General features: G+C 72.7%; 17 protein-coding genes. 9 read left to right on the top strand and 8 right to left on the bottom strand.

The window, feature by feature from the left end; genetic code table 11:
* Nucleotides 1-50: 50 nt before the first annotated feature.
* The 4 genes from HGA03_RS17345 to HGA03_RS17330 form a co-directional block, all read right to left on the bottom strand.
* A complete protein-coding gene (locus HGA03_RS17345; protein ID WP_168631548.1) occupies nt 51-779 on the bottom strand; it encodes an alternate-type signal peptide domain-containing protein in 729 nt (242 codons plus the stop codon).
* Between the two features lie 69 nt (nt 780-848).
* Nucleotides 849-1,772 (bottom strand): hypothetical protein, encoded by a 924-nt coding sequence (locus HGA03_RS17340; protein WP_168631547.1) that lies wholly within the window; start codon nt 1,770-1,772, stop codon nt 849-851.
* Nucleotides 1,769-2,422 (bottom strand): alternate-type signal peptide domain-containing protein, encoded by a 654-nt coding sequence (locus tag HGA03_RS17335; RefSeq protein ID WP_168631546.1) that lies wholly within the window; start codon nt 2,420-2,422, stop codon nt 1,769-1,771. The genes HGA03_RS17340 and HGA03_RS17335 overlap by 4 nt, the downstream gene beginning before the upstream one ends.
* On the bottom strand, nt 2,419-5,376 hold the full coding sequence (locus HGA03_RS17330; protein ID WP_168631534.1) for a hypothetical protein: 2,958 nt from the start codon (nt 5,374-5,376) through the stop codon (nt 2,419-2,421). Before HGA03_RS17330 ends, HGA03_RS17335 begins: the two co-directional genes overlap by 4 nt.
* 306 nt (nt 5,377-5,682) lie before the next feature.
* Between HGA03_RS17330 and HGA03_RS17325 the strand changes: the two genes are divergently transcribed.
* A complete protein-coding gene (locus HGA03_RS17325; RefSeq protein WP_239073694.1) occupies nt 5,683-6,972 on the top strand; it encodes an MFS transporter in 1,290 nt (429 codons plus the stop codon).
* A 4-nt stretch (nt 6,973-6,976) separates the two neighbouring features.
* Here HGA03_RS17325 and HGA03_RS17320 read toward each other — a convergent pair whose 3' ends face one another.
* Nucleotides 6,977-8,464: a CCA tRNA nucleotidyltransferase gene (locus HGA03_RS17320; RefSeq protein WP_203767635.1), complete on the bottom strand. Its 1,488-nt coding sequence runs from the start codon at nt 8,462-8,464 to the stop codon at nt 6,977-6,979.
* 87 nt (nt 8,465-8,551) lie between these two features.
* On the opposite strand from HGA03_RS17320, the gene HGA03_RS17315 reads away from it, so the two are divergent.
* The 8 genes from HGA03_RS17315 to HGA03_RS17280 all read left to right on the top strand — a co-directional run bounded on the left by HGA03_RS17315 (nt 8,552) and on the right by HGA03_RS17280 (nt 19,961).
* On the top strand, nt 8,552-9,097 hold the full coding sequence (locus HGA03_RS17315) for an NUDIX hydrolase (protein ID WP_168631544.1): 546 nt from the start codon (nt 8,552-8,554) through the stop codon (nt 9,095-9,097).
* Nucleotides 9,094-11,301 carry a DUF6049 family protein gene (locus HGA03_RS17310; RefSeq protein WP_168631543.1) on the top strand — a complete coding sequence of 736 codons (2,208 nt, stop codon included), beginning with the start codon at nt 9,094-9,096 and terminating at the stop codon, nt 11,299-11,301. The genes HGA03_RS17315 and HGA03_RS17310 overlap by 4 nt, the downstream gene beginning before the upstream one ends.
* A complete protein-coding gene (gene murJ, locus HGA03_RS17305) occupies nt 11,298-12,965 on the top strand; it encodes a murein biosynthesis integral membrane protein MurJ (protein ID WP_168631542.1) in 1,668 nt (555 codons plus the stop codon). Before HGA03_RS17310 ends, murJ begins: the two co-directional genes overlap by 4 nt.
* Nucleotides 12,966-13,055: 90 nt before the next feature.
* A complete protein-coding gene (locus HGA03_RS17300; protein ID WP_168631541.1) occupies nt 13,056-15,998 on the top strand; it encodes a protein kinase family protein in 2,943 nt (980 codons plus the stop codon).
* A 73-nt stretch (nt 15,999-16,071) separates the two neighbouring features.
* A complete protein-coding gene (trxB, locus tag HGA03_RS17295) occupies nt 16,072-17,124 on the top strand; it encodes a thioredoxin-disulfide reductase (RefSeq protein WP_168631540.1) in 1,053 nt (350 codons plus the stop codon).
* A 5-nt stretch (nt 17,125-17,129) separates the two neighbouring features.
* Nucleotides 17,130-17,468: a thioredoxin family protein gene (locus HGA03_RS17290; RefSeq protein WP_168631539.1), complete on the top strand. Its 339-nt coding sequence runs from the start codon at nt 17,130-17,132 to the stop codon at nt 17,466-17,468.
* A 93-nt stretch (nt 17,469-17,561) separates the two neighbouring features.
* Entirely contained in the window at nt 17,562-18,905 is a 1,344-nt protein-coding gene (locus HGA03_RS17285) for an aminotransferase-like domain-containing protein (RefSeq protein WP_168631538.1), read from the top strand.
* Between the two features lie 99 nt (nt 18,906-19,004).
* Entirely contained in the window at nt 19,005-19,961 is a 957-nt protein-coding gene (locus tag HGA03_RS17280) for a D-alanine--D-alanine ligase family protein (protein ID WP_168631537.1), read from the top strand.
* Nucleotides 19,962-19,994: 33 nt separating this feature from the next.
* Here HGA03_RS17280 and HGA03_RS17275 read toward each other — a convergent pair whose 3' ends face one another.
* From HGA03_RS17275 to rsmG, 3 genes are read right to left on the bottom strand one after another with little or no spacing between them, the layout of a single operon-like run.
* Complete coding sequence (locus tag HGA03_RS17275; RefSeq protein ID WP_168631536.1) at nt 19,995-21,017, bottom strand: ParB/RepB/Spo0J family partition protein; 1,023 nt, start codon at nt 21,015-21,017, stop codon at nt 19,995-19,997.
* Complete coding sequence (locus tag HGA03_RS17270) at nt 21,014-22,006, bottom strand: ParA family protein (RefSeq protein ID WP_373307708.1); 993 nt, start codon at nt 22,004-22,006, stop codon at nt 21,014-21,016. Before HGA03_RS17270 ends, HGA03_RS17275 begins: the two co-directional genes overlap by 4 nt.
* Nucleotides 22,003-22,629 (bottom strand): 16S rRNA (guanine(527)-N(7))-methyltransferase RsmG, encoded by a 627-nt coding sequence (gene rsmG, locus HGA03_RS17265; protein ID WP_239073697.1) that lies wholly within the window; start codon nt 22,627-22,629, stop codon nt 22,003-22,005. Before rsmG ends, HGA03_RS17270 begins: the two co-directional genes overlap by 4 nt.
* Nucleotides 22,630-25,269: the final 2,640 nt, after the last annotated feature.

Here is a 25,269-nt window from a genome sequence, read left to right as displayed (position 1 = left end):
GCGGGGGCGGCGCCAGGGGGACACGCCGCCCCCGCACGTCAGGGGAACCGTCAGTACTGGGCGCCGGTGCCGCGCACCTGCTTCAGCGTGACGGTCAGGTCGGCCAGGGTGTCGGCCGCGGCGACCTGGTCGCGGTCGACGGTCGCGGCGTCGAAGGAGCCGTACACCACGACGGTGAAGTCCTCGGTGGGGGCCGCCATCGGGTGCACGGTGATGCCGTCGGCGTCCTCCAGACCGGCGTCCTGGCCGGCCGCCGGGGCGGACAGGTACATCAGATCGACGGCCCCCGCGGTCGACAGCGGGGTCTCCGGCACGAGCAGTGCGCCGGCCTGGTAGACCTCGTAGGTGTAGGTCATCCCGGTGTTGGTCAGGGTGTTGCCCTGCGCGCCGTCCAGGGTCAGCGAGCCGACCAGGTTGTCGCCCTCGAGGGTGACGGCGGCGGAGAAGGACGCGGCGACCTTGTCACCGGGCACGATCCGCCAGTCGGTGATCGCGGTGATCGGGTGGCCGAGCTGGGAGCCGTCGGTGCCGGTCACGATGTCGGTGGCGTCGTTCCGGTCCGCGGAGACGTCCCAGAAGGTGGTGTCCGCGGCCTGCTCGATGTTCAGGTCACCGGCGGTGACCGTGCCCCCGGCGAAGGTGCCGGTCGCCGACCACAGGGCGAAGGTCGAGCCGCCGAGCAGCAGGGCAGCGCCGCCGGCGACCCAGAGCAGGCCCTTGCGGCGCTTCTTCTCCTCGGTGACGACGATGACCGGGGACTGGGAGGTGGTGGTGTTCATCGTGCGGGGTGTCCTTCCTGGTGGCCCCGGTTCGGGTCAGGGGCTGAGGGGGTCATGGGGTGGTGCGGTTCAGGGGGTGGTGAAGACGGGCTGGTCGCCCGTGGCCACCTGGGGGTTGAGGTTCGTGATCGAGGGGTCGAGCGTGAGCTGGATGCCCGGCTCGCTCGAGGGGTCCGGATAGACGACCGCGCTCCACGAGTCGCTGTCGCGCGACGTGGTGCCGTCCATGGCCAGGGCCTCCACCCACGCCTCGTTCACGTAGGTGCCCAGCGGGTCGAGCTGCCGCGGGAAGGCGATCTCACTGCGCCACTCGGCCAGGCCGGTGTTCACGGTGCCGTCCTCGGCGGTGCCGATGACCTGGACCTCGTTGACGTAGAGCCCGTCCGGGTCGTCGATCCAGTCCATCGCCACACACCATTCGCGGGTGACCAGGTCGCCCTCCGGGTTGACCCCGGCCGCCTGCACCTGGTCGGCCTCGCCGTCGTAGACGAGGACGTTGCGGTCTTCCTGCCCCGCCGGCACGTCCGGGACCGCCGAGCAGTCGCCGCCCGCCGCCGCGGGGTAGATCTTGACCACCGATCCGGCGAGCACGGTGCCCGCCTCGGCGATACCGGTGGTCAGGTCATGGGTGGTGCCGTCCGCGGCCACCTGGGCGGTGGCGCGCACGTCGGCGACCAGTCCGGTGATGCCCATCGCGGCTCCGGTCATCCGGAAGTGCCAGAACACCGGCTCCGGGTCGGGACCGCGCTGGTCGAGCACCCGGATCAGCTCCGAGCCGGGGATGGTCAGGGTGACCGCCTCCCCCACCGTCGAGACCACCCGGGTGCTCGCGTCGTGACCGACCTGCGCGGCGAAGCTCACCGCACCGGTCTGCATCGCCGGCTCCAGGCTCTGCCGGCCGTCCGACCACAGCGCGTTCGCGGCCAGGCCTCCGGCCAGCACCGCCGCCGCAGCGGCCACGACCACCCGGCCGAGCCTGCGCGGGGCGCTCATGCCGCGCCCCCGAAGCCGGCTCCCTGGCGGACCTGCTGCAACTCGACCAGCACCTCGCCGGTCGACCACAGTCCGGTGCCCGCGGCCGGGTCGCCGTCGGTCCACACGTAGTCGCCGAGCACGTCGACCCGGATCACGACGGTCCAGTCGTCGGTGACCCCGGCGTCGGCCCCGGTCAGGCCGGGAACCGCCACGGTGCTGCCGAGCTCGGCTGCGCCGGTGGCCGGGGCGACCTGGGTACCCGCGTCGTCCAGCACGACGAAGCCCACGTCGATCCGGCCGGCCGCGATGTCCGGCGCCACGGCCGACGGGTCGGCGAACCGGACCGTCATCCCGGCGGACAGGTTGTCCCCGGTCAGCTCGGTGGTCACCGGCTGGCGGATCTCGATCACGTCGCCGGGCATGGTGAAGAAGTCCTGCGGCACCGAACCGTCGAACTGGCCGGACCGCGGCGAGCTCACGCCCGGGGTGACCTGCTCCCAGGTGGTGGCACCACTGGTCAGCGCGAGGTCGCCCGCGATCACCTGACCGCCGCCGAACTCGGCATTCGCGGCCCACAGCGCCATCGTCCCGCCCAGCAGGAGCACGGCGACCACGACCGTGGCCAGCGCCGGCGGGATCAGCCGCCGGATGCGTGAGCCGCCGGTCACGGAGTCACCGCCGTGGTGTCGGTCGGGATCAGCACGGCGCAGGCGGACAGCTTCTGCTGCTCGCCGATGCCCAGGGTGCCGATGGTGCCGATCACGCCGCCGGTGCCGAGCCGGGTGTCCGAGTCGGTGACGGTGATCCCGGTCAGCGAGGTCGCCCAGTCGTCGGCCGACACGTTGGTCACGGTGTAGACCCAGCAGACGGCCTGGCCGTCGACCAGCCGGGTGCCGGACAGCGCCTCGGTGCCGGTGGCCTCGATCTGTGCCGGGCTGGAGCTGTCGGTGACCTCGGTGTAGGCCCGCTTGGTGATCTGGACCGTCGGGTCGGTGGCGAACAGGTGCGGGGTGACCGAGGGCACCACCAGGCCGTCGTAGTTCGGGTCGGCGGAGGAGACCTCGTGTGCGATCACCACCCGGGTGTTCGCGGTGACCTGGCCCTCGGCCGCGGTCACGGTGATCGGGTCGGTCTGCTCGGCGTCCACCGCGATCACCGGCGAGGTGGTGGACAGGGCGACCCCGTGGGTCACACCGGTCTGGTCCACCGTGGCGGTGAAGGTGAGCTCCGCGCCGGGCTCCGGCGCACCGGGCCGCAGGCCGATCGTGTAGTCCTTGCCGTTCGGCTCGCCGGTCACCAGCGTGAACTTCGGCGGGTCGACCACCAGCGGGTTGGTGAAGGTGATCTGGTTGTCGGTGCTGGCCGCCGGCTGGGAGTTGGCCAGGCCCAGCTCGGAGGTCACGGTGCCGGCGCCCAGGGACGCGGTGACCGTGGCGGAGTCGTCCACCCGGGCGATCACGTCGAACTCGGTGTTGTCCGACCCGGCGACCGGGGTGACCGACACCACGCGCGGGTTCAGCCGGGCGGCGTCGATGGTGTCCGCAGTCGCGGTGGCGGTCAGTGCCAGGTCCTCGGCGGTCAGGCTGGCCGGGTCGAGCGCCATCGACGAGCGCACGGTGAAGTGCAGGTCGCGGGCCAGGGTCGGGTCGTTCTGGTCATCGGCCTGGTCGATGGTCAGCTCGGGCTGGCAGGTGCCGTCGATCAGCGCCACCCGGGAGTACTGCGAGGAGGCGGTGGTGTCCCCGGCATTCGGGTCCTGGGTCTGCAGCCGCAGGCCGCCGGAGACCGCACCCGTGGTCGGGTCGACCGGCAGGGTCGCGCCGTCGGGCAGGTGGTCCAGCCGCTCGTCGCCGGGCAGCGGCAGCTCGACCTGCAGCGTGGTGCGGGCGTCCGAGGCGACCTGGACGGACTCCAGGTAGACCTCGGCGGTCCGGGAAGCGGTCCAGTACAGATCCAGGGTCACCGGGGTGGCCGGGTAGCGCGAGCCGCTGATGTCGGCGTTGTTCGCCGAGTCGCTGGGCGGGGCGACTTCCAGGTCGATGGTGCAGCGCTGGGCGGTCAGGTTCGCGGACTGGACGTTGGCGCTGCTCCGGGCGGTCGGGAACCAGGTGTTCATCTTGCCGTTGGCGCCGTAGGACCAGTTGCTCAGCATCGTGGTGGCGTAGGAGCCGGAGGCGGTGCCCTCCTCGGTGACCGTGTTGGTCTGGGTGCCGGTGGTGGTGCCGAAGGTGTTCTGCCGGACGGTCACCGCACCGGTCTGGTACATCCGGATCGTGGACCGCGAGCTGTTGTCGCCCCAGCCGTCGAAGTAGTTCTTCTCGATCACGACGTGGGAGGCACTGACGTTCACGGCGTCCGAGTACGGGCCTTGCCAGTAGATCGCCTGCGACTGCGCGTCGCCGGCCAGGAACGTGTTGCCGGAGATCAGGCCGGTGCCGGAGATCGACTTGTTGGCCGGCAGCCGGATGATGCCGTTCATCTCCTCACTGGCCACCTGGACGTCGGTGAAGACGTTGTCGGTGATGGTGAAGGAGCCGACGGTGGCGCCCGCGCCGGAGACGCCGAAGTCGATCAGCGAGTCCGCGGAGTACTGGCGGGGGTTGGTGATGGTGTTGCCGGACCACAGCACGGTGCCGACGGTGGCGTTGCGCAGGTTCAGCAGCCGGTTGTTGTTGTCGCCGGCCCGGTTGAAGTTGGTCACCGTGTTGTTCGTGAAGGTCAACTGGTTGACGTGCTGACCCTCGGCCTGCACCGGGGTGGAGGAGCAGCCGGTGGCCGAGGAGCTGTCGCAGGAGCCGGACAGGTTCGCGTTGTAGCGGACGTTGTCGATGGTCAGACTGGTGACCGCGGTGGCGGCGGTGGTGGCGCCGTCGACCCAGCCCCATCCCCACTCGCTGTTGTTGGAGGCGAAGCCGGCCACGTCGTAGTTGCGCACCGTGACGTTGCTGGCGCCGCCGCGCACCACCAGGAACCGCTCCGGGTAGTAGTTGGCGGTCTGCACGGCACCGTCGCGGATGGTGACGTTCGCGGCATTCGGGCCGACGTAGAACGCGGTCTCGCCGGAGTAGGTGTTGTCGACCCCGATCAGCTCGATGTCCGAGCCGTTCAGGTAGAACGCGGCGGCGCCGGGGCCGTCCAGCGTGCTCACCGGCGCGGCGGTGACCTTGTGCTCCAGGTCGATGATCACCGGGGCCGTCACCTCGAAGATCGCGCCCCCGTCGCCGCCGATCGAACCACCGGAGTAGACCGAGGTGGTCCGCATCCAGGTCGAGGTGCTGGTGGTCAGGTCGATCCGGCCACCGGCGAACGCCGGGTCCATGCCGATCCGGATCTCGTCGGCGGCACGGTTCAGGGTGTTCGACTCCTGGATCGCGGCCCGCAGGGTGCACTCGCCGGCGGCGTCCGCGCAGATCCCGTCGCCGGGGTTCGCGTCGGCGGTGGTGTTCAGCGAGTTCACCAGGAGCTCGAGCTGCGGGGTCGCGCTCTGGGCGGCGGTGATCCCGGTGGCGACCAGTGCCACGGCGGCCAGCACCGCGGCGACCGGACGGCTCCACCGCGCCAACCGCGCCGACGTCCGCACACGGCGGGGCCGGGACGCAGCGGGGGCGATGCGTGCCGTCATGGGCGGACCTCCAGGGGTTCGGGTGGCGTCGACCGGCTCTCGGCGACGGAAAAGATGATCTGGTCGAATTCGGGCATTCGGTGATCGGATCGCGTGAGACCGGGGGCCGTCTGAGTAGTCGGCGCACGCACCTCGGTGGCGTCTGAGTACCGAATGCCCCCGAACCGTGGGTAGCGACACCGACATCCGCGCAATCGCGCCACCTCGTCGAGTCCGCAAATCGTGGGACTACTCAGACGTGGTCCCCACCACCCGGCGCGGGACCCGGCGCGGTCACACTCAGCCGATACCCTGACCGCCGTGCAGGTGGTCTCCGATCTGAAGCAGCTCTGGCCCCTGGTGGACTTCCGGAAGCTGCTGGTCGTCCGCCTGACCAGCCAGTGCTCCGACGGCCTGTTCCAGGCCGGGCTGGCCACCCTGTTCTTCTTCTCCCCGGAGAACGCCACCACCGCCACCGGGGTGGCCGCCGCCTTCGCCGTCCTGCTGCTGCCGTTCACCCTGGTCGGGCCGTGGGCCGGGGTCTTCCTGGACCGCTGGCGGCGACGGCAGGTGCTGCTGGTCGGCAACCTGGTCCGGGCGGTGCTCTCGGTGGTGATCGGCCTGATCATCCTGACCACCGGGGTGAGTCCGGTGGTCTACGTCCTCGCGCTGGTCACGCTGTCGGTGAACCGGTTCCTGCTGGCCGCGATGTCCGCCTCCCAGCCGCGGGTGGTCGCCGGGGAGCTGCTGCTGACCGCCAACTCGATCACCCCCACCCTCGGCACCCTGTGCAACGGGCTGGGCACCGGCATCGGCCTCGGGCTGGGCCTGATCCTGCCCCAGACCACGGTCCGCGACTTCGTGATCCTGCTGCTGGCCGCCGCCGTGATGACCGCTGCCTCGATGCTGGCGGGGCGGATCGGCGCCGACCGGCTCGGCCCGGACACCATCGCCGACGCCCGCCAGATCAAGCAGCAGCTGAGCACGATCGTCCAGGGCTTCGCCGACGGCGCCCGCTACCTGGTCCGCCGCGGCACCCCCGGCCGGGCGCTGGGCGTGATGACCGTGCACCGCTTCCTGTACGGCATGGTCTTCATCGCCAGCATCCTGATCGCCCGCAACCTGCTCTCCGACCCCGCCGACAGCCGGCAGGGGCTGCTCACCTTCGGGGTGATCGGCTCGGCCACCGGCATCGGCTTCGCCCTGGCGATCGTGCTCACCCCGATCGTGTCCCCGCTGATCGGCCCGCACTCCTGGATCGCCGCCTGCATGGTGCTGGCCGCGCTCACCCAGGCCGTCCTCGCCTTCACCGTGGCCTGGGCCGCCGTGATCGGGGGTTCGCTGCTGCTCGGCCTGGCCGCCCAGGGCGCCAAGATCGCCGTCGACACCATCGTGCAGCGGGACACCGCCGACGAGTACCGCGGCCGGGCGTTCTCGCTCTACGACGTGCTGTACAACGCGGCCTTCGTCGGGGCGGCGGCGCTCGGGGCGGTCACGCTGCCGGACACCGGGTGGTCACGGCCGGTGTTCGCCGCGCTGGCAGTGGTGTACCTGGCGGTCGGGGTGTTCTACCGGACCCGGGCCACCGAGCCGAACGCGGTGCCGGCTGCGGCCTGAGGGCTCACCCCTCGCGCTGTGCCCACCACGCGAGCAGCGCCTCACGCGCCGCGTCCTCGCCCAGCGGCCCGTGCTCCATCCGCAGCTCCAGCAGGTGCTGGTAGGCGGCACCCACCTCACGCCCCGGCGGGATACCCAGGATCGCCATGATCTGGGTGCCGTCCAGGTCGGGCCGGATCGACGCCAGCTCCTCCTGCTCCCGGAGCTCGGCGATCCGCTGCTCCAGGTGGTCGTAGGCCTCGGACAGCCGCCGGGCCTTGCGCTGGTTGCGGGTGGTGCAGTCCGAGCGGGTCAGCCGGTGCAGCCGCTCCAGCAGCGGCCCGGCGTCGGTGACGTAGCGGCGCACCGCGGAGTCGGTCCAGGCACCGTCGCCGTAGCCGTGGAACCGCAGGTGCAGTTCCACCAGCCGGGACACCTGCTTGATCGTGTTCTTGTCGAAGTGCAGCGCCCGCAGCCGCTTGGCGGCCATCTTGGCGCCGACCACCTCGTGGTGGTGGAAGCTGACACCGCCGCCGGACTCGAACCGGCGGGTGGGCGGCTTGCCGATGTCGTGCAGCAGGGCGGCCAGCCGGAGCACCAGATCCGGGCCGGGCACCGGGCCGTCCGGGCCGGTCTCCAGCGCGATCGCCTTGTCCAGGACGGTCAGCGAGTGCTCGTAGACGTCCTTGTGCCGGTGGTGCTCGTCGATCTCCAACCGGAGCGCGGGCAGTTCGGGCAGCACCCGCTCGGCCAGGCCGGTGTCCACCAGGACCCGCAATCCGGCGCGCGGGTTCGGCGACATCAGCAGCTTGACCAGCTCGTCCCGGACCCGCTCGGCGGAGACGATGGTGATCCGGTCGGCCATGTCGGTGGCGGCCGCGAGCGCCGCCTCGTCCACGGTGAAGCCGAGCTGGGCGGCGAACCGTGCGGCGCGCATCATCCGCAGCGGGTCGTCGTCGAAGGACTGCCGCGGGTCGACCGGGGTGCGCAACACCCGGCGGGCCAGATCGCGCAGTCCGTCGAAGGGATCCACGAAGGTGAGGTCGGGCAGCCGGATCGCCATCGCGTTCACGGTGAAGTCGCGCCGGGACAGGTCGCCGTCCAGGGTGTCGCCGAACACCACCTCGGGCTTACGGGACGCCGGGTCGTAGGCGTCGGTGCGGTAGGTGGTGACCTCGACCACGATCTCCGGGGTGTCGCCGGATGCGCGCTTCTGGGCGCCGATGGTGCCGAACTCGCGGCCGATGTCCCAGTGCGCGTCGCCCCAGCGGGCCAGGATCCGCTCCGACTCGTCCGGGGTGGCGGAGGTGGTGAAGTCCAGGTCGGCGCTGGCGCGGCCGAGGAAGGCGTCCCGGACCGGTCCGCCGACCAGTGCCAGCTCGTGACCGGCCGCCCGGAACAGGGCGCCGAGTTCCAGCGCGGCGGGGGCCAGCTCGGCGATGACCGTCAGTGCCCGCTTGCGCAGGGTGGCGAGGGTGTCGTCGTCGGCGGCGGGGTTCGTGGGGTCGGACACGACGCCCAAGCCTGCCAGATCGTGGCAACCGGGGCCTTCATCCAGGGGTCCGGGTTCATCCAGAGGTGCCTTGGCTACAGTGGCCGCATGCCCGAGCCGACCCGAGCCATGCCCCCGGCCGGCGTCCCCGCGCCCCCGGGTGGCCACGCGCTGCGGATCGATCCGCGCGGCGCGCGGGCCCGTGGCGCCCTGCCCGTGGTCGAGGAGACCTCGGCCGGTGGCCTGGTGGTGCGGGTGGCCGACGGGGTGCACGTCGCCGCGGTGATCGCGCGGCGCAATCGGGCCGGTCGCCTGGAGTGGTGCCTGCCCAAGGGTCACCTGGAGGGCACCGAGACCGCCGAGGAGGCGGCCGTGCGGGAGATCGCCGAGGAGACCGGCATCATCGGCACCATCGTCCGGCGGCTCGGGGTGATCGACTACTGGTTCACCGGTGACGACCGCCGGGTGCACAAGATGGTGCACCACTATCTGCTCGGTGCGGTCGGCGGCGAGCTGACCGTCGAGGGCGATCCGGACGGCGAGGCGGAGGACGTGGCGTGGGTCCCGGTGTCGGAGCTGCCCACCCGGTTGGCCTATCCCAACGAGCGACGACTGGCCGAGGCCGCCTCCGCGGTGCTCGACGACGAGGCATGAGGCTGGATGTCCCGCGGCGCCGGTGGTCGGCGCTGCTGCTGTCGGTGCTGACCCTGGCGGTCCTCACCGGGTTGGTGGCCTCCCCGGCCGTCGCCGCACCCTCCACCGACGATCTGCCGGTCGCGGTCGGCCTGAGCTCGATCAGCCCGCAGGTGCTGACCCCGGGCGAGGACCTGACCGTCACGGTGAACCTGCGCAACAACGGCGACGAGGAGATCACCTCCCCGCGCGCGTCGGTACGGATCTACCGGTACCGGATCTCCACCCGTGACCAGCTCGACACCTGGTCGGCCAGCGGCGACACCGGCCCGTACGGCGACGTCGCGGCCACCGAGATCCTGGACGAGCCGCTGCCGCCCGGTGGCACCGCGACCGTGACGATCACGGTTCCCGCCCGCTCGATCGGGCTGTCCCGCAGTGCCGACGCCTGGGGCCCGCGCGGCCTGACCGTCGACGTCTCCGACAACGGCGATCGGGTCGGGATCGAGCGCAGCTTCCTGCTCTGGAACTCCGACGAGGACGTCACCGCGACCCACGTCAGCGTGCTCACCCCGGTCACCGGCCCGGCCGTCACCCCGCCGGCCGCCGACGAGGAGGAGGACGAGGACGCAGCCCCCACGCCCGCCCCGACCGCGAGCCCGACCGAACCGACCGCCGACGCCACGGATTCCACCGACGCCACGGACAGCGGCACCGGCGACGACTCCGCGGAGACCGGCCTGGACGCGCTCACCTCGGCCGGCGGACGGCTGAACCGGCTGCTGCAGGCCACCTCCGGCCACGACTCGGTGTCCTGGGCCATCGACCCCGCCCTGCTGGACCAGGTGTCCACCGGCAGCCGGGCCGACCGGGCCTGGGCCGACTCCCTGACCGCCGCCGGTGACGGGCGCGAGGTGTTCCGGCTGCCCTGGGCCGACCCCGACCTGGCCGCGCTCGCCCACTCCGGGCGGTCCAGCAGCGCCGACCTGCTGAGCCAGGCCCTGGACTCCTCCGCCGCCGCCACCGACTCCGTGCTGGACGGCGCGGACAGCCTGCTCTGGGGCTCGAACCCCGAGCTCGACCAGGCCACGGTCGACCTGGCCGCCGGGCACGCCGCCGGTGCCGCGCTGATCGCCGGGACCGAGTCGATGCCCGCCGACGACCCGGACACCGCCTCCGCACCGGTCACCGTCTCCGGCGTCACCACCCTGGTGCCGGACGCCGGCCTGTCCGAGCTGCTGACCGACCCCGACGCGGTGCAGGCCGGCAGCACCCCGGCGGTCGCCGCGCAGCGCATGCTGGCCGAGACCGCGGTGATCGCCCGCGGCGACGACTCCGGTGGCAGCTACGTCCTGATCACCACTCCCCGCGACTGGAGCCCGAACACCGAGGCCACCAACGCCCAGCTCTCCGCCCTGGAGTCCGCACCCTGGGTGGAGACCACCTCGGTCACCGACCTGGTCGCCGCGCAGGCCGCCGGCCGGGTGTCCGGCAGTGACCGCGCCCCGCTGCCGGAGGTCGCCCGGGACTCCGCCGAGCTGACCCCGGCCTGGGTGAACGCGCTGTCCGCCGGGTGGGAGGCCGCCGAGGAGTTCGCCAGCGTGGTCGCCGACCCGCAGGCCCTGCTCAGCGGCCTGGACGGCGACGTGCTCGCCCCGCTGTCGGTGGCCTGGCGGGCGGACCCGGACGGACGTGCCGAGGCGGTCGGCGCCGCACTGGACCAGGCGTCCGCGCGGCAGAGCGGCCTGTCGGTGCTGTTGAACGAGCAGTTCACCGTGATCAGTTCGTCCTCCCAGATCACCGTCACCGTGCGCAACGAGCTCGCCCAGGACGCCACGGTCCGGGTCGAGTTGCGCCCGCAGATCGAGTTGCGCCCGCAGAAGGGCTGCCTGGAGACCGCGCGCTCGCCGCTGGTGTCGGTGGGCGCCGAGTCGGAGACGCCGGTGGTGCTCTCCCTGCGCGCCACCGCCAACTGTGACGTCACCGTCGACGTGTCGCTCACCGCCGAGAACGGCCGCGAACTCGCGATGCCGGCCACCTTCGACGCCCGGGTCGCCCCGACCGTGGAGAGCGTCGGCACCATCGTGGTGGGCGCCCTGCTCGCCGCCGGGCTGGTGTTCGGCATCTGGCGGACCGTGCGGCGCGGGCAGACCACCCGGCGCGGCGCCCGGGTGCTGGCCGACGGTGCCGGCGAGACCACCGGAAAGACCGAGGACGACGCATGACCACCCCCCTGCCCGGTCCGGAGAACGCGCCGGACCCGGAGACCGCCTCGACCGAGGAGGCCGCCGCCTCCACCGTCCGGCTCGGCCGCGCCTCGGCGATCATGGCCTCCGGCACCGCGGTGTCCCGGATCTTCGGTGTCCTCAACATCACCCTGCTCGGCTGGGCGATCGGCGTCACCACCAACGTGGCGGACGCGTTCTCGGTGGCCAACAAGCTGCCCAACACGCTCTACCTGCTGATCGCGGGCGGGGTGCTGAACGCGGTGCTGGTGCCGCAGGTGGTGCGGGCCTACCGGCGACCGGACGGCCAGACCTACGTCGACCGGCTGCTGACCGTCGGGATCGTCTTCCTCGGTGGGCTGACCCTGATCCTCACCGCGGCCGCCCCGCTCTGGGTCCGGCTCTACTCCGACTACCCCGACCCGCGGACCACCGCGGTCGCCACCGCCCTGGCGTTCTGGGCGATCCCGCAGGTGTTCTTCTACGGCCTGTACTCGCTGCTCGGCCAGGTGCTGAACGCGCGGGGGTCCTTCGGGCCGTACATGTGGGCGCCGGTGGTCAACAACCTGGTGTTCATCACCGGGATCCTGGTCTTCCACCAGCTGTTCGGCGGGGTCGACCAGGCCACCGACCTGGACACCTGGTCCACCGCCCAGACCGTCGTGCTCGGTGGCTCGGCCACCCTCGGCATCATCGCCCAGGCGCTGATCCTGCTGATCCCGCTCTACCGCAGCGGCTTCCGTTACCGCCCGCGCTGGGGGCTGCGCGGCTCGGGGCTCGGCACCGCGGGGCGGGTCGCCACCTGGACCTTCGCCGGGCTGCTGGTCGGGCAGGTCGGAGTGTGGGCGGTCAGCGTGGTCGCCAGCGCCGTCGACGGGGAGAACCTGGCCGGCAACGCGGTCTACGACCGGGCGTTCCTGATCTTCATGCTGCCGCACTCGCTGGTGACCGTGTCGCTGGCCACCGCGCTGTTCACGCGGCTGTCCGCCAAGGCCGCCGCCGAGGACACCGCGGGCGTGCGCGCCGACCTCTCGCTCGGGATGCGCACCGTCGGGCTGTTCACCGTGCTCGGCACCACCGGGATCGCCGTGCTCGCCTACCCGATCAGCCGGTTGCTGGTCGTCGACGGACCCGACGCGGCCGTGCACGCCCTGGCCCAGGTGGTCATCACCATGGTGCTCGGGCTGACCGGCTTCGGCGTGTGGTCGTTGTGCCAGCGGATCTACTACGCCTACCAGGACGCCAAGTCGATGTTCCCGATCCAGGTCGTGATGGCCGTGATCGTGGTCGCCGGGACCCTGCTCGGCCGGTGGGTGCTCGACCAGGCCTACTGGGTCGCCGCTGCCACCGGGTCGATGGCGGTGTCCTACTGGGTCGGTGCCGGGATCGCGCTGGTGATGATCCGGCGGCGACTGCGTGGCATCGACGGCCGCCGGGTGCTGCAGACCCACGTCAAGGCCCTGCTCGCCGCCGCGCTGTCCGCCGGCGCCGGGCTGGGACTGCTCGCCGTGCTCGGCCCGGTGCGCAGCTTCGGCGACGCCCTGCTGGCCTGTGTGCTGGGCGGCCTGCTGATGTCGGTGGTGTACCTCGGTGTCCTGGTGCTGCTGCGGACCACCGAGCTGCGCGCCGCCGTTGCCCCACTGCTGCGCCGCCTCAAGCGCTGATCACCGCCGCGCCGACCCGCCGCACCGGTCCCGGCTGACTAGCATGGCTCGCAACCACGACCCGAGCCCAGCACCGTGAGGAGGACCCGCGTGGCAGACCAGCGCCCCGGCACGCCCCCTGCCGGTGCCCGACGCGGAGCCACCGGTGCCACGGTCGGCGGCCGCTACCGGCTCGCCCGCCCGCTGGTCCCCGACCTGCCCGGCGCCGAACCGTGGGCCGCCACCGACACCATCCTGGACCGCCCGGTCCGGGTCGACCTGATCTCCGGCCCCCGCACCGGCGCCGCTCTGGATGCCGCCCGGCGCGCCGCCCTGGTCACCGAGCCGCGGCTGACCCGCATCCTCCAGGTCGCCCAGGACGGCGACCTCGGCATCGTCGTCACCGAGCAGGTCGAGGGCCGCACCCTCGCCGAGCTCGCCGGGGCCGGCCCGATCGCCCCCGACCAGGTCCGCGCCATCGTCGGCGAGGTCGCCGCCGCCCTGGAGGAGGCCCGCCGCCGCGGACTGCACCACCTCGCGCTGCGACCCGGCGCCGTCGTCATCACCCCCGCCGGCCGGGTCAGCGTGCGCGGCCTCGCCGTCGACGGCGCACTGATCGGCCACGCCGACACCCGGGCGCACGCCGCCAGCCGCCGCGACGCGATCGATCTGATCCGGCTGCTGTACGCCGGCCTCACCGGTCGCTGGCCCGCACCTCCCACCACCACCGGTGCGCTGCCCACCTTCGCCGAGTGGTCGCACTCCGGCGCCCCCGGCGACGAGCCCGCCGACCCGGACCCCGGCCTGCCCGCCGCCGCCGACAACACCCCTCCCGGCGACCTGGTCCCCGGCACCCCCGCCGACCTGGACACGCTCTGCTCGGTCACCCTCGGCCCGCACGAGGACGGACCGCACAGCCCCGGCGAGGTCGTGCGCGAACTCGAACCGTGGCGACCGGTGCACCCGCAGGAGCTGTACCGGGCCGCGGACGCCGGGCGGTGGCCGACGGTGACCACCGGGGCCGCGGGGGGCGCAGCCGGGTCGGTGGGCGGCGCTGGACGCAGGGCCGAGTCGTGGCTGCCCGCCGGTGCGGGCGGTGCCGGCGCGGCGGGTGGCGCTCCGGTGGCCGGTGCTGCAGTAGCTGGTGCTGCAATGGGCAGTGCAGCCGTGGCTGGAGCTGCGGCTGCCAGCTCCGTCGCCGGCGGTGCCGCTGCCGCGGGGAGCGGTGCCGGAGCTGTCGTGCCCTCCGGAGCGGGAGCCGAGGCCGACGTCGCCAAGGCTGGCGCCGCAGGAGCCGTCTCCCGAGCCCGCGCCTCCGCAGCCGGCGCCGCCGACACCGCCGGCCCGAGTCCCGCCACCTCCGCCCCGGCACGACCGAGCGCGGTGGGCCGCACCATCGCCACCCCCGACACCGCGACGTCCACGCCCGGCGACGACGACCCGACGCCGGAGCAGCCCGCACCGTGGATCGCCACCGGCGCCGGCCATTCGGCCGATGCCCCGGCACCCGAGGCTCCGCCCGTCGCCTGGGCCCCGCTGCGACCGGCCACCGACGGCGCCGAGCCCTCCACGCCCGCCGCCGATCAGTCGACCACCGGCACGAGCGCAGCCGCGAACCCTGGATCGCGCCCGGACGGTGCCACTCGCGCCGAAGCGCCGGCCACCCCCACCCAGAACCGGACCGGTGGCTCCGAGGCCGAGGCCGACGACCCCGCGGACGGCAGCAGCCCCGTGGCCCCTCCCCGTGCGACGGCGGCGGCGTCCACCCCCGAGCGACCGACTCCGGTCCCGCAGTCGTCGGCGTCTGCCGCCTCGGCCCCGGACACCACCACGCCCGGTTCCGGCACCTCCGCCCCGGCCGAGCCCGGGAACGCCGCCCCCGCGACCGCCCAGCCCACCCCCGCCCCGGACGCGCCGCGCACCGCGACGCCGTCCGAGCCGCCGACCCGCCCCGGGTCCCCGACCTCCGACGGGCCGACCGCCTCGGCCTCCACCCCTCCGACGGGAATCTCCGCCATGACCGACCAGAAGAAGCCCACCCCGTCCGAGGGCGCCGATGCCGGTGGCGCGGCCACCCCGGCGCGCCAGTCGGTCCGGCAGTCCTTCGTCTCCGGTGACGGTGCGGGAGCCCGGCGACCCGGCACCCCGCCGCCGGCGATCCCGCCGCGCACCTCCACCCGCCCCGCTGCCGGCACCGCAGCGGGAGCGACCACGCCGAGCCCGCCGGCGACTCCGGCGCCCCAGCAGGCCCCCCCAGCCACTGCCCCGCGGCAGTCGTCCGGCGCCACGCCGCCGTCCAGCCCTGCCCCGGCCACCGCGGCTGCCCCGGCCGGTGGTTCCGGCGGCGGATCGGGCACCCCGGACTGGGGCCTGCCCTTCGACCCGGAGTCGCAGCGTCCGGCCCGTGCGCCGCGGACCCAGTTCGACCCGACCCGGTGGGTGCTCGGCCTGGTCGGCGTCGGCCTGGTCGTGGTCCTGGTGATCGCGATCGGCAATGTGACCCGCCCGTGGGGTGCCGGCCGGGACGACACCGCCGGCACCGCGGTCACTGCGCAGCCCACCGCCGCGCCGAGTGAGGACGCGAGCGCCCCGCCCGCGGAGGAAGAGCAGCCCGCCGCGCCGGTCGTCGCACCGGTGATCGCCGGGATCACCACGATCGATCCCTCGGACGACAACGGTGAGAAGGAAGAGCTGATCGGCCGGATCAACGACGGCGACCCGAACACCGCCTGGTACACCCACACCTACAACCGGCCGGACTTCGCCGGGTTCAAGGACGCGGTCGGGATCGCGATCACCCTGGCCGAGCCCGCGACGGTGAACGAGGTGATCCTGGAGGTCAACGGCTCCGGCGGCAACGTCGAGGTCCGGGCCACCGACGCCGCCAACCCGACCGCCGGGGACATCCTGGCCTCCGGCCCGCTGAACGGGCACACCGTGCTGACCCTGAGCCAGCCGACCGAGACCCAGAACATCGTGCTGTGGTTCACCGCCCTGGCGCAGACCCCGGACGGCAAGAACCGGATCGAGATCTCCGAGCTGTCGGTCGGCTGAACCCGGGAACACCCGGCCGCCGCGCGCTGTTCTCCCCACGTCTTTCCAGCACGTCCCCCCGAGAGGTAGTCCCGTGACCGAGACCCCCATCCGCGACATCGTCATCGTCGGCTCCGGCCCCGCCGGCTACACCGCCGCCGTGTACGCGGCCCGCGCGGGTCTGGCGCCGCTGGTGATCGCCGGGTCCGTCACCGCCGGTGGCGCCCTGATGAACACCACCGAGGTGGAGAACTTCCCCGGCTTCCCGACCGGCGTCATGGGTCCGGACCTGATGGAGGCGATGCAGCAGCAGGCGGAGAAGTTCGGCGCCGAGGTGGTCTGGGACGACGCGACCGAGGTCCAGCTCGAGGGTCCGGTGAAGACCGTCACCACCGCCGGCGGCGATGTCGTGCAGGCCCGCGCGGTGATCCTGGCCACCGGGTCGGCCTACCGCCAGCTCGGCCTGGACGACGAGCAGCGGCTGTCCGGTCGCGGCGTCTCCTGGTGTGCGACCTGCGACGGCTTCTTCTTCCGGGACCAGGACATCATCGTGATCGGCGGCGGCGATTCGGCCGTCGAGGAGGCGACCTTCCTGACCCGGTTCGGCAAGTCGGTGACGATCGTGCACCGCCGCGACGAGCTGCGCGCCTCCAAGATCATGGCCGACCGGGCCAAGAACGACCCGAAGATCTCGTTCGCCTGGAACTCCGAGGTCGTCGCCATCCACGGCACGGACAAGGTCACCAGCGTCACGCTGCGCGACACGGTCACCGGCGAGGAGCGCGAGCACGGCGCGACCGGCGTGTTCGTGGCGATCGGCCACGTGCCGCGCACCGAGCTGCTGCACGGCCAGGTGGACCTGGACGAGAACGGCTACATCCTGGTCGAGGGCCGCTCCACCCGGACCAACCTGCCCGGGGTGTTCGCCTGCGGTGACGCGGTGGACCACACCTACCGGCAGGCGATCACCGCCGCCGGTTCGGGCTGCGCCGCCGCGCTGGACGCCCAGCACTACCTGGCCGCGCTGGCCGATGCCGACCCGGCCTCCCCGGACCAGATCCCGGCCGCGGTGGAGAGCCTGGGTGACGACGTCACCGAGGCCGACGCCGAGCGGGCCGAGGTCGCCGGGGCCCTCGCCGAGGGCTGAGCACGATGACGCTGCCGGCAGTCACGGAGAGCACCTTCGACACCGAGGTGCTGGGTTCCGGGCTGCCGGTGGCGGTCGACTTCGGGGCCGACTGGTGCGCCCCGTGCCGGGCGGTCCGCCCCGTGCTGGACGAGCTCGCCCGCAGCTACCAGGGCCGGCTGCGGGTGGTCACCGTCGACACCGAGGCCGAGGCCGACCTGGTCCGCCGGTACGGGATCGTCTCCATCCCCACCCTGTACGTCTTCCACGACGGGGAGCTGCTGCGCACCATCCCGGGCGCCCGCACCAAGCTCGAGTACGCCGCCGAGTTCGACGCCGCACTGACCGAGGCCGCCACGCTCTGAGCCGGCCGTCCCACGCGGTGGACCGGTGAACATCCGGCGCGCCGACGGTGGACGCCGCCCCGGTGGGTTGACCGTCCGTGCCACACTCGGGGAATGACCGCAGAATCGCGGCCCGGCGAGCAGACGTCGGGCCCCCTCCCGACCTCAGCCGCCAACGGCACGCGACTCGACCGGTGGATCGGCTCCTACGCCGACCGCACGCGCGGGATGCGCGCCTCCGAGATCCGCGCCCTGTTCGCCGTCGCCAACCGCCCCGAGGTGGTGTCGCTGGCCGGCGGGATGCCGTGCCTCGACGTGCTGCCGATGGATGTCCTGTCCGAGCTCAGCCAGCGGGTGGTCGCCACCCGCGGCGCCGTCGCCCTGCAGTACGGCTCCGGCCAGGGCGACGAGGGCCTGCGCGAGCAGATCCTCGAGGTGATGCGGCTGGAGGGCATCCAGGCACACCCGGACGACGTGGTGGTGACCACCGGTTCGCAGCAGGCGCTCGACCTGGTGACCCGGCTGTTCATCGACCCGGGTGACGTCATCGTCGCCGAGGCACCCTCCTACGTCGGCGCGCTCGGGGTGTTCCGGGCGTACCAGGCCGACGTGGTGCACGTCCCGCTGGACGCCGACGGCCTGGTCCCGGAGGCGCTGGAGGCCACCCTCGCCGATCTCGCCCGCCAGGGGCGCCGGGTCAAGTTCCTGTATACGGTGCCGAACTTCCACAACCCGGCCGGGGTCACGCTGTCCGCCGAGCGCCGGCCGCGGATCCTGGAGATCTGCGCCCGCTACGACGTGCTGGTGCTGGAGGACAACCCCTACGGCCTGCTCGGCTTCGAGGGCGACCCGCTGCCGGCCATGCGCTCGATGGACGAGGACGGGGTGATCTACCTCGGATCGTTCTCCAAGACCTTCGCGCCGGGCTACCGGGTCGGCTGGGCGGTCGCCCCGCACGCGGTCCGGGAGAAGCTGGTCCTGGCCAGCGAGTCGGCGATCCTCTGCCCGTCCAATGCCTCGCAGCTGGCGATCAGCGCCTACCTGGAGACCTGCGACTGGCGTGGCCAGGTCAAGCAGTTCCGGGAGCTGTACCGCGAACGCCGCGACGCCATGATCGGCGCGCTGGCCGAGCACCTGCCGGACGCCACCTGGACCGTGCCGGACGGCGGGTTCTACACCTGGGTGAAGCTGCCGGACGGACTCGACGCCAAGGCGATGCTGCCCCGCGCGGTGACCGCCCGGGTGGCCTATGTCCCCGGCACCGCGTTCTACTTCGACGGACAGGGCACCGACCACGTCCGGCTGTCGTTCTGCTACCCGACCCCGGAGCGTATCCGCGAGGGCGTCCGTCGCCTCGCCGGTGTCGTCCAGGGCGAGAGCGAGCTGGTCTCGCTGTTCGGCACCGGTGGCGGCGCACCCGGCGACAGCGTCCAGGCGCCCGGCCCCGACCTCGCATGACCGGCGGCGGGCGCGCCGGAACCCCTGCGCGCCCGCCGTCGCTCCGCACCCCTGACTAGGCTGAACACCGACGTCTGCCCACCGTTCCCGGAGGAACCAGTGCCCCCCGCACTCCCTGACAGCCCGCGCGTCGTCGTCCTCGCCGGGGGCCTGTCCCACGAGCGTGATGTGTCGATCCGCTCCGGCCGCCGCGTCGCCGACGCCCTGCGCACTGCCGGTGTGGACGTCTCGGTGCACGATGTCGACGCCGACCTGGTGCCCGCGCTCACCGAGACCCGTCCCGACCTGGTCTGGCCGCTGCTGCACGGCGCCTCCGGCGAGGACGGTTCGGTCCGGGACGTGCTCGCACTGCTCGACCTGCGCAGTGTCGGCACCGGCCCGCGCGCCAGCCGGATCGCCTGGTCGAAGCCGATCGCCAAGACCACCGTCACCCGCGCCGGGATCGCCACCCCCGACTTCGTCACCCTGCCGCAGTCGCTGTTCCGCGAGCTCGGCGCCAACCGGATCCTGGACGCCGTGGTGGGCAAGCTCGGGCTGCCGCTGGTGGTGAAGCCCTCGCGCGGTGGATCGGCGCTCGGTGTCACGCTGGTGCACTCCGCCGACGACCTGCCCCGGGCCATGGTCGCCTGCTTCGCCTACTCGGACACCGCGCTGATCGAGCAGGCCGTCATCGGCACCGAGGTCGCGGTCAGCGTGGTCGAGCTGGACGGCGAACCGGTCGCGCTGCCCGGCGTCGAGGTCGTCACCGACGGTCCCTACGACTACGACGCCCGGTACAACCCCGGTCGCACCGAGTACTTCTCCCCCGCCCGGCTGGCCCCGGAGCTCGCGGAGCGTGCCGCCGAGGTCGCCGTCGCCGCCCACCAGGTGCTCGGCCTCCGGCACCTGTCCCGCACCGACCTGATCGTCGACGAGCAGGGCCGGCCCTGGTTCCTGGAGGTCAACGTCGCTCCGGGTATGACGGAGACGTCGCTGTTCCCGCAGGCCGCCGAGGCCGGTGGCTACGACCTGCCGACCCTGTACCGGCGGGTGGTCGAGGGCGCGCTCGGCGACTGACCGGCGGCGGCGTCAGCCCTTCCGGCGGCGGCGTCAGCCCTTGAAGATCCCCGGGTCGTCCGGCGCCAGGCTGGACAGGATGCGGTTGAGGTCCTGCACCGAGGCGAACTCGACGGTCAGCTTGCCGCGGTTCTTGCCCAGGTCGACCTTCACCCGGGTCTCGAACCGGTCGGACAGCCGGCTCGCGAGGTCGTCCAGCGCCTCGTTCCGGATCCCGGCGCGGGGCGCGCGCTTGCGCTTGCCGGTCCCGTCCTCGGCACCCAGGGCGACGATCTCCTCGACTGCGCGGACCGACAGCCCTTCGGCGACGATCCGCTGCGCGAGCCGCTCGATCGCGGCCCCGTCACTGAGCCCCAGCAGCGCCCGGGCGTGACCGGCGGACAGCACACCGGCGGCGACCCGGCGCTGCACCAGGGGCGGCAGGCGCAGCAGGCGCAGCGTGTTGGAGATCTGCGGCCGGGACCGGTGGATCCGGCCGGCCAGCTCCTCGTGGGTGCAGCCGAAGTCGTCCAGCAGCTGCTGGTAGGCAGCCGCCTCCTCCAGCGGGTTGAGCTGGGAGCGGTGCAGGTTCTCCAGCAGCGCGTCCCGGAGCAGGTCGCCCTCGTCGGTCTCCCGGATGATCGCGGGGATCGAGTCCAGGCCGGCCTCCTGGGTCGCACGCCACCGGCGCTCACCCATGATCAGCTCGTAGCCCTCCCCGGCGGGGCGGACGACGACCGGCTGCAGCACGCCGACTTCCTGGATCGACCCGACCAGCTCGGCCAGCGCGTCCTCGTCGAACACCGTGCGGGGCTGGCGCGGGTTCGGCCGGATCGCCGCGACCGGCAGGGTCGCGAAGCTCGCGCCGGGCACCGGAACAAGCCCCTGACCTGCGGAAACGTCCTCGCCGGACGCGTTGTGGGCCTCCGGAGCCGCCGAGTCCTCCTGCGCCGGACGCTCGGCCGAGCGGTCCGGGAAGAACACGTCGACCGGACGGGTCGAACCGTCGGGCCGGGTGTCGGCGGTGGGGATCAGTGCCCCCAGGCCCCGACCCAGACCCCGTCGCTTCTCGCTCACTCGCCCTCCTTCTGCGCCGCGCCGGAGACACCCCGGTCGGCGAGTTCACGCGCGGCATCCAGATACGCCAGCGCGCCGCTCGACGTCGGATCGTAGGTCATCACGGTCTGGCCGTAGGACGGCGCCTCCGACACCCGCACCGACCGCGGGATCGTCGCCGACAGGGTCTCCGCCGGGAAATGCTCGCGCACCTCCTGGGCCACCTGCTGCGCCAGGTTGGTCCGGCCGTCGTACATCGTCAGCAGGATCGTGGACAGGTGCAGCGTCGGGTTCAGGTGCGCCTGGATCAGCTCGATCGACTTCAGCAGCTGACTCAGCCCTTCCAGCGCGTAGTACTCGCACTGGATCGGGATCAGCACCTCGTCCGCGACCACGAAGGCGTTCACGGTCAGCAGGCCCAGGCTCGGTGGGCAGTCCACCAGCACGTAGTCGATCCGCGACTCCCCGCGTTCGACCCGTTCCTTGAGGTAGGCGTGCAGCGCGTTCCGCAGCCGGGTCTCCCGCGCCACCATTGACACGAGTTCGATCTCGGCACCGGACAGATCGATCGTGGCGGGCACGCACCACAGGTTGTCGATCCCGGCGGCCGGCGTGACGGTCCCGGACATCGGCGCACCGTCGACCAGGATGTCGTACACCGAGGGCACTCCGGCCCGGTGGTCGACCCCGAGCGCGGTCGAGGCGTTGCCCTGCGGGTCGTTGTCGATCACCAGCACGTTCAGCCCGGACTTGGCCAGCGCGGCGGCGAGATTCACCGTGGTGGTGGTCTTGCCCACGCCGCCCTTCTGGTTCGCGACGGTGAGGATCCGGGTGTGTTCGGGTCGCGGGAACGCCCGCCCGCTCAGCTGGATCCGCCGGCTCGCGTCGATCCGCAGTTCGGCGAGTAGCGGGGTGTCCTCGTCCGCCGGGGGAAGTGAGGCGACGATCGCAGCGCGCCGCTCCTCGTCATCACCCGTCCGGGGCGCAGTCCAGTTCGAGTCGGAGGTCACCGGCGCGATCCCTTCTTCGCGGTGCGTCGCCCACGGCGACCACCGGTTGTTTCACGTGGAACGGAGCTCGCGCGGGGCGGCGCCGATCCCTCGGAGTCCTTGCGGACCACGACCACCGTCGTCGGGTCCAGTCCGTCCAGGGTCGGAGCGGTCTCGATCCGGACCTCTCCCCCGCCGTACGTGGCCATCACCTCGCGGCCGGCCTCGGCCTCATCCGCGGCACGTCCGCCCTTCAGCGCGACCAACTCGCCGCCCACTCGCAGCAGCGGCAGCGTCCACGGGTACAGCTTCGCCAGCGCCGCGACCGCCCGGGCCGTCACCGCGTCGGCGTGCAGCAGACCGACCTGGTCCTCTGCCCGGCCCCGCAGCACCCGGGCATTCGTCAGCCCCAGCTCCGTCACCACCTCGGACAGCCACTCCGTGCGGCGCTCCATCGGCTCCAGCAGCACGACCTCGGCCGCCGGCCGCATCGCCGCGATCACCACACCCGGCAGTCCCGCACCGGAACCCACGTCGACGATCTGACCGGATTCCGGCAAAAACGGCACCACCGCCGCCGAGTTCACCAGGTGTCGCTCCCACAACCGGCTCAACTCACGCGGACCGACGAGCCCACGCAACACTCCCTGGTCGGCCAACAGATCGTGGAACCCGAGAACCGTCGACCAGGCACTCCCGAACAGCTCCGGAAGCCGGTCGTCACCCGACAACGGGTCCAGTTCGGGCTGATTCGGCACTTCGTCCGCAGTCGATCGCCCCGCAGCTGAGCGGTCTGAGGTGTGGTGCGGACGCACAGAGGACTCCTGCTCTCGTAGCCGTGGCGGGTCCGCCCGGATCGGCCGGCGATCGCACGAGCGGACAGGAGACAACGGTACCCCGCGGGACCGTCAGACGGAGCGCGTCGCAACGGATCCAGGCGTCATCGGGGGACGGACGAGCGATCTGCGCGGAGGTGCACACCCTCGATCATGGCTCGACAGCCCGCCCGGCACTTGGGTGAGTGTCCCAGTCTCCCGGCGCAGCACGACGGGCTGCGCCACAGCGGACGGCGCGCATGGGCGCGCGTTCCTTGTCGCCACATCGGGGCCTCCTCCCCCGAGCAAGGACGACATCCGCGTGGTTCCACGTGAAACAGACATCGTGTTGCACCCGTTGTGCGGCCAGCGCGCTGCGCGCGGTGTGCGGCGAGCACGTCGCGCGCAGCGGATGTGGTCGGCGGTAGCTGGCGCGGTGGTCCGGCTCTTGCCCGGGGGCGATTCCCGTGTCGCGAGCGTGTTGCGCGGCCCTCGTCAACGTCAGGACGCGCGAAGGCACCCCACCGTGTTCGTCCGGGCGACGTCGGCCTGTCTCCGGGTTCGGCGATCATCGCTTGTCTGGCACCTCCGACCGTTTCGCGTGGAACCACGACTGTCGGGCCGAGGGCCGCTTCTGCCCTCTCGCCACCGCACCCGCGCTCAGATGCGTGACCCGCACTCCGCCCCGCCCGCTCACCGTGACTCGGTATGGGTCGCCAATTGCGGCGGCGTCTTGTGCTGTCCGGACTCTCGGTGCAGTGCCACCTAGGTGCACCTCCCACGTCCGCGCGGTCAGCGGCCGTGCCGAGTTCCGTGCCGACCGGGCCGGCCCACATCGCGCTGGCATCGCGCCCGGGCGCTCAGCGTCGGCGCGTTCCGTCGCAGATCTGGACCCTTAGCTACGCGTTCACGTGAAACCAGCCCTCGTCGGCGGCCCGACATCCCCACGCCCGGATGGCCGCGCGTAGCGTCGTCCGCTGCGCGCTACCCGCGGTTCCGCTCGCGCCAGCACAGCAATTCCGCCGACAGCGGCGGCTACGGCATCCGCGTCGAGGCCAAGGCCGATACCGACGACTCCTTCCTCGATAGGCCTCCAGCGACGGTCGACCGTCGCGGTACCGCCACACCGGATGTTCGTTCCACGTGGAACATGGCTCGCCCCGAACATGGGTCACCCCTCTGGCGGGCAGATCCATCGACGCTGATGTCGATGCGGCGGTTCCACGTGAAACGAAGCCCTCGATTGACCGTCTGAGCTCACACTCTCCGACACAATCCACTGATCACTGCGGCTCAGAACGCGGATTCTCCGAGCGCCGGCCGAGCACCCAAGCCCAGGTCCCGAGGCGGCGACTCGCAGACGTGGCACTCAGCTCCGAAACGAGCGCTACCAACCCGCAGGACCCTCCCCTTGCGACTTCGGCGCGGGCCAATTCCAGGGCAGTCCGGGCCGAGCGGGTCCGTCTAGGCCGGTCGGAGACACAGGGCATCAGCGACGCGTGCCTTGTCTGCCCGCAGTCCAGACGCCGCCGCTCGGAGCCATCAAGACGACCAGAACGCACGTCCGGAGCGTTCACCGGGCGCGAGACCGCCCTCGTCATGCAGACCTGCACAGCTCGCCACCCGCTCCGCAGATCCGGTCCCGATTCGATCCCGATCCGATCCCGGTCCCGATTCGGTCCCGATTCGGTCCCGATCCGATCCCGATCCCGATCCCGATCCCGATCCCGATCCCGATCCCGATCCCGATCCCGATCCCGATCCCGATCCCGATCCCGATCCCGGAACGACGGTATCGAGGCCGGTGGTGGGCGCCCGCCCCCGCTCGGCGAACCTGCCGCCATCGCGGAGTCTCACCAGCCCTGGCGGTGGCGACCCGTTCACGAACAGAGCGGCCGAGATCAACTCCTGCTCGGTGACAGGCCACTGACGGCACGAGACGTGATCAGACCGATTCCACCCTGTCGTGCGCGCCGAGCCGATCGCCCAGTTCCCGGAGCTACCGTCGCGACCTGCGTCCCCTGAACATCACCAGCCCCCGACGGCGCCACTCTGCCCTTCCTGTCTGCGTCAGGGCGGTCAGCGCTGGCGACCCGCCCACGTCCCGCAGACCCGCGCCGGTGCGAGGCCCAACCCGGCGGATCGAGTGGTCGGCTAGCCAGGGACGGACGAGGGTCGGTGCCGCGAGCCGATGTGCCTCGCCTCGATGCGGGGCACGGTTGCGGAGACACGCGACCTACGCCGGGGATGGTCGGATGCATTGCCAACCGCGCGGACCCGGATTCCGATCCCGGCCGACGCAAGCTATCGCCGAGAGGAACCGGCGTGACCGGTGGGCTCCCGGCTCCCGGCTCCCGGCTCCCGGCTCCCGGCTCCCGGCTCCCGGCTCCCGGCTCCCGGCTCCCGGCTCCCGGCTCCCGGCTCCCGGCTCCCGGCTCCCGGCTCCCGGCTCCCGGCTCCCGGCTCCCG

Origin of the sequence: Cellulomonas denverensis, assembly GCF_012396125.1 — a bacterium.
Taxonomy (GTDB): Bacteria; Actinomycetota; Actinomycetes; order Actinomycetales; family Cellulomonadaceae; genus Cellulomonas; species Cellulomonas denverensis.
Note: the sequence above shows the minus strand (reverse complement) of the source record. Positions and strands in the feature narration are given on the sequence as shown.

What these genes read in the sequence shown, in the direction of transcription:
- HGA03_RS17285 (WP_168631538.1), top strand. Translation starts at nt 17,562, where the DNA reads ATGACCGCAGAATCGCGGCCCGGCGAGCAGACGTCGGGCCCCCTCCCG.
- murJ (WP_168631542.1), top strand. Translation starts at nt 11,298, where the DNA reads ATGACCACCCCCCTGCCCGGTCCGGAGAACGCGCCGGACCCGGAGACC.
- HGA03_RS17340 (WP_168631547.1), bottom strand. Translation starts at nt 1,772, where the DNA reads ATGAGCGCCCCGCGCAGGCTCGGCCGGGTGGTCGTGGCCGCTGCGGCG.
- HGA03_RS17345 (WP_168631548.1), bottom strand. Translation starts at nt 779, where the DNA reads ATGAACACCACCACCTCCCAGTCCCCGGTCATCGTCGTCACCGAGGAG.
- HGA03_RS17290 (WP_168631539.1), top strand. Translation starts at nt 17,130, where the DNA reads ATGACGCTGCCGGCAGTCACGGAGAGCACCTTCGACACCGAGGTGCTG.
- HGA03_RS17315 (WP_168631544.1), top strand. Translation starts at nt 8,552, where the DNA reads ATGCCCGAGCCGACCCGAGCCATGCCCCCGGCCGGCGTCCCCGCGCCC.
- HGA03_RS17330 (WP_168631534.1), bottom strand. Translation starts at nt 5,376, where the DNA reads ATGACGGCACGCATCGCCCCCGCTGCGTCCCGGCCCCGCCGTGTGCGG.
- HGA03_RS17310 (WP_168631543.1), top strand. Translation starts at nt 9,094, where the DNA reads ATGAGGCTGGATGTCCCGCGGCGCCGGTGGTCGGCGCTGCTGCTGTCG.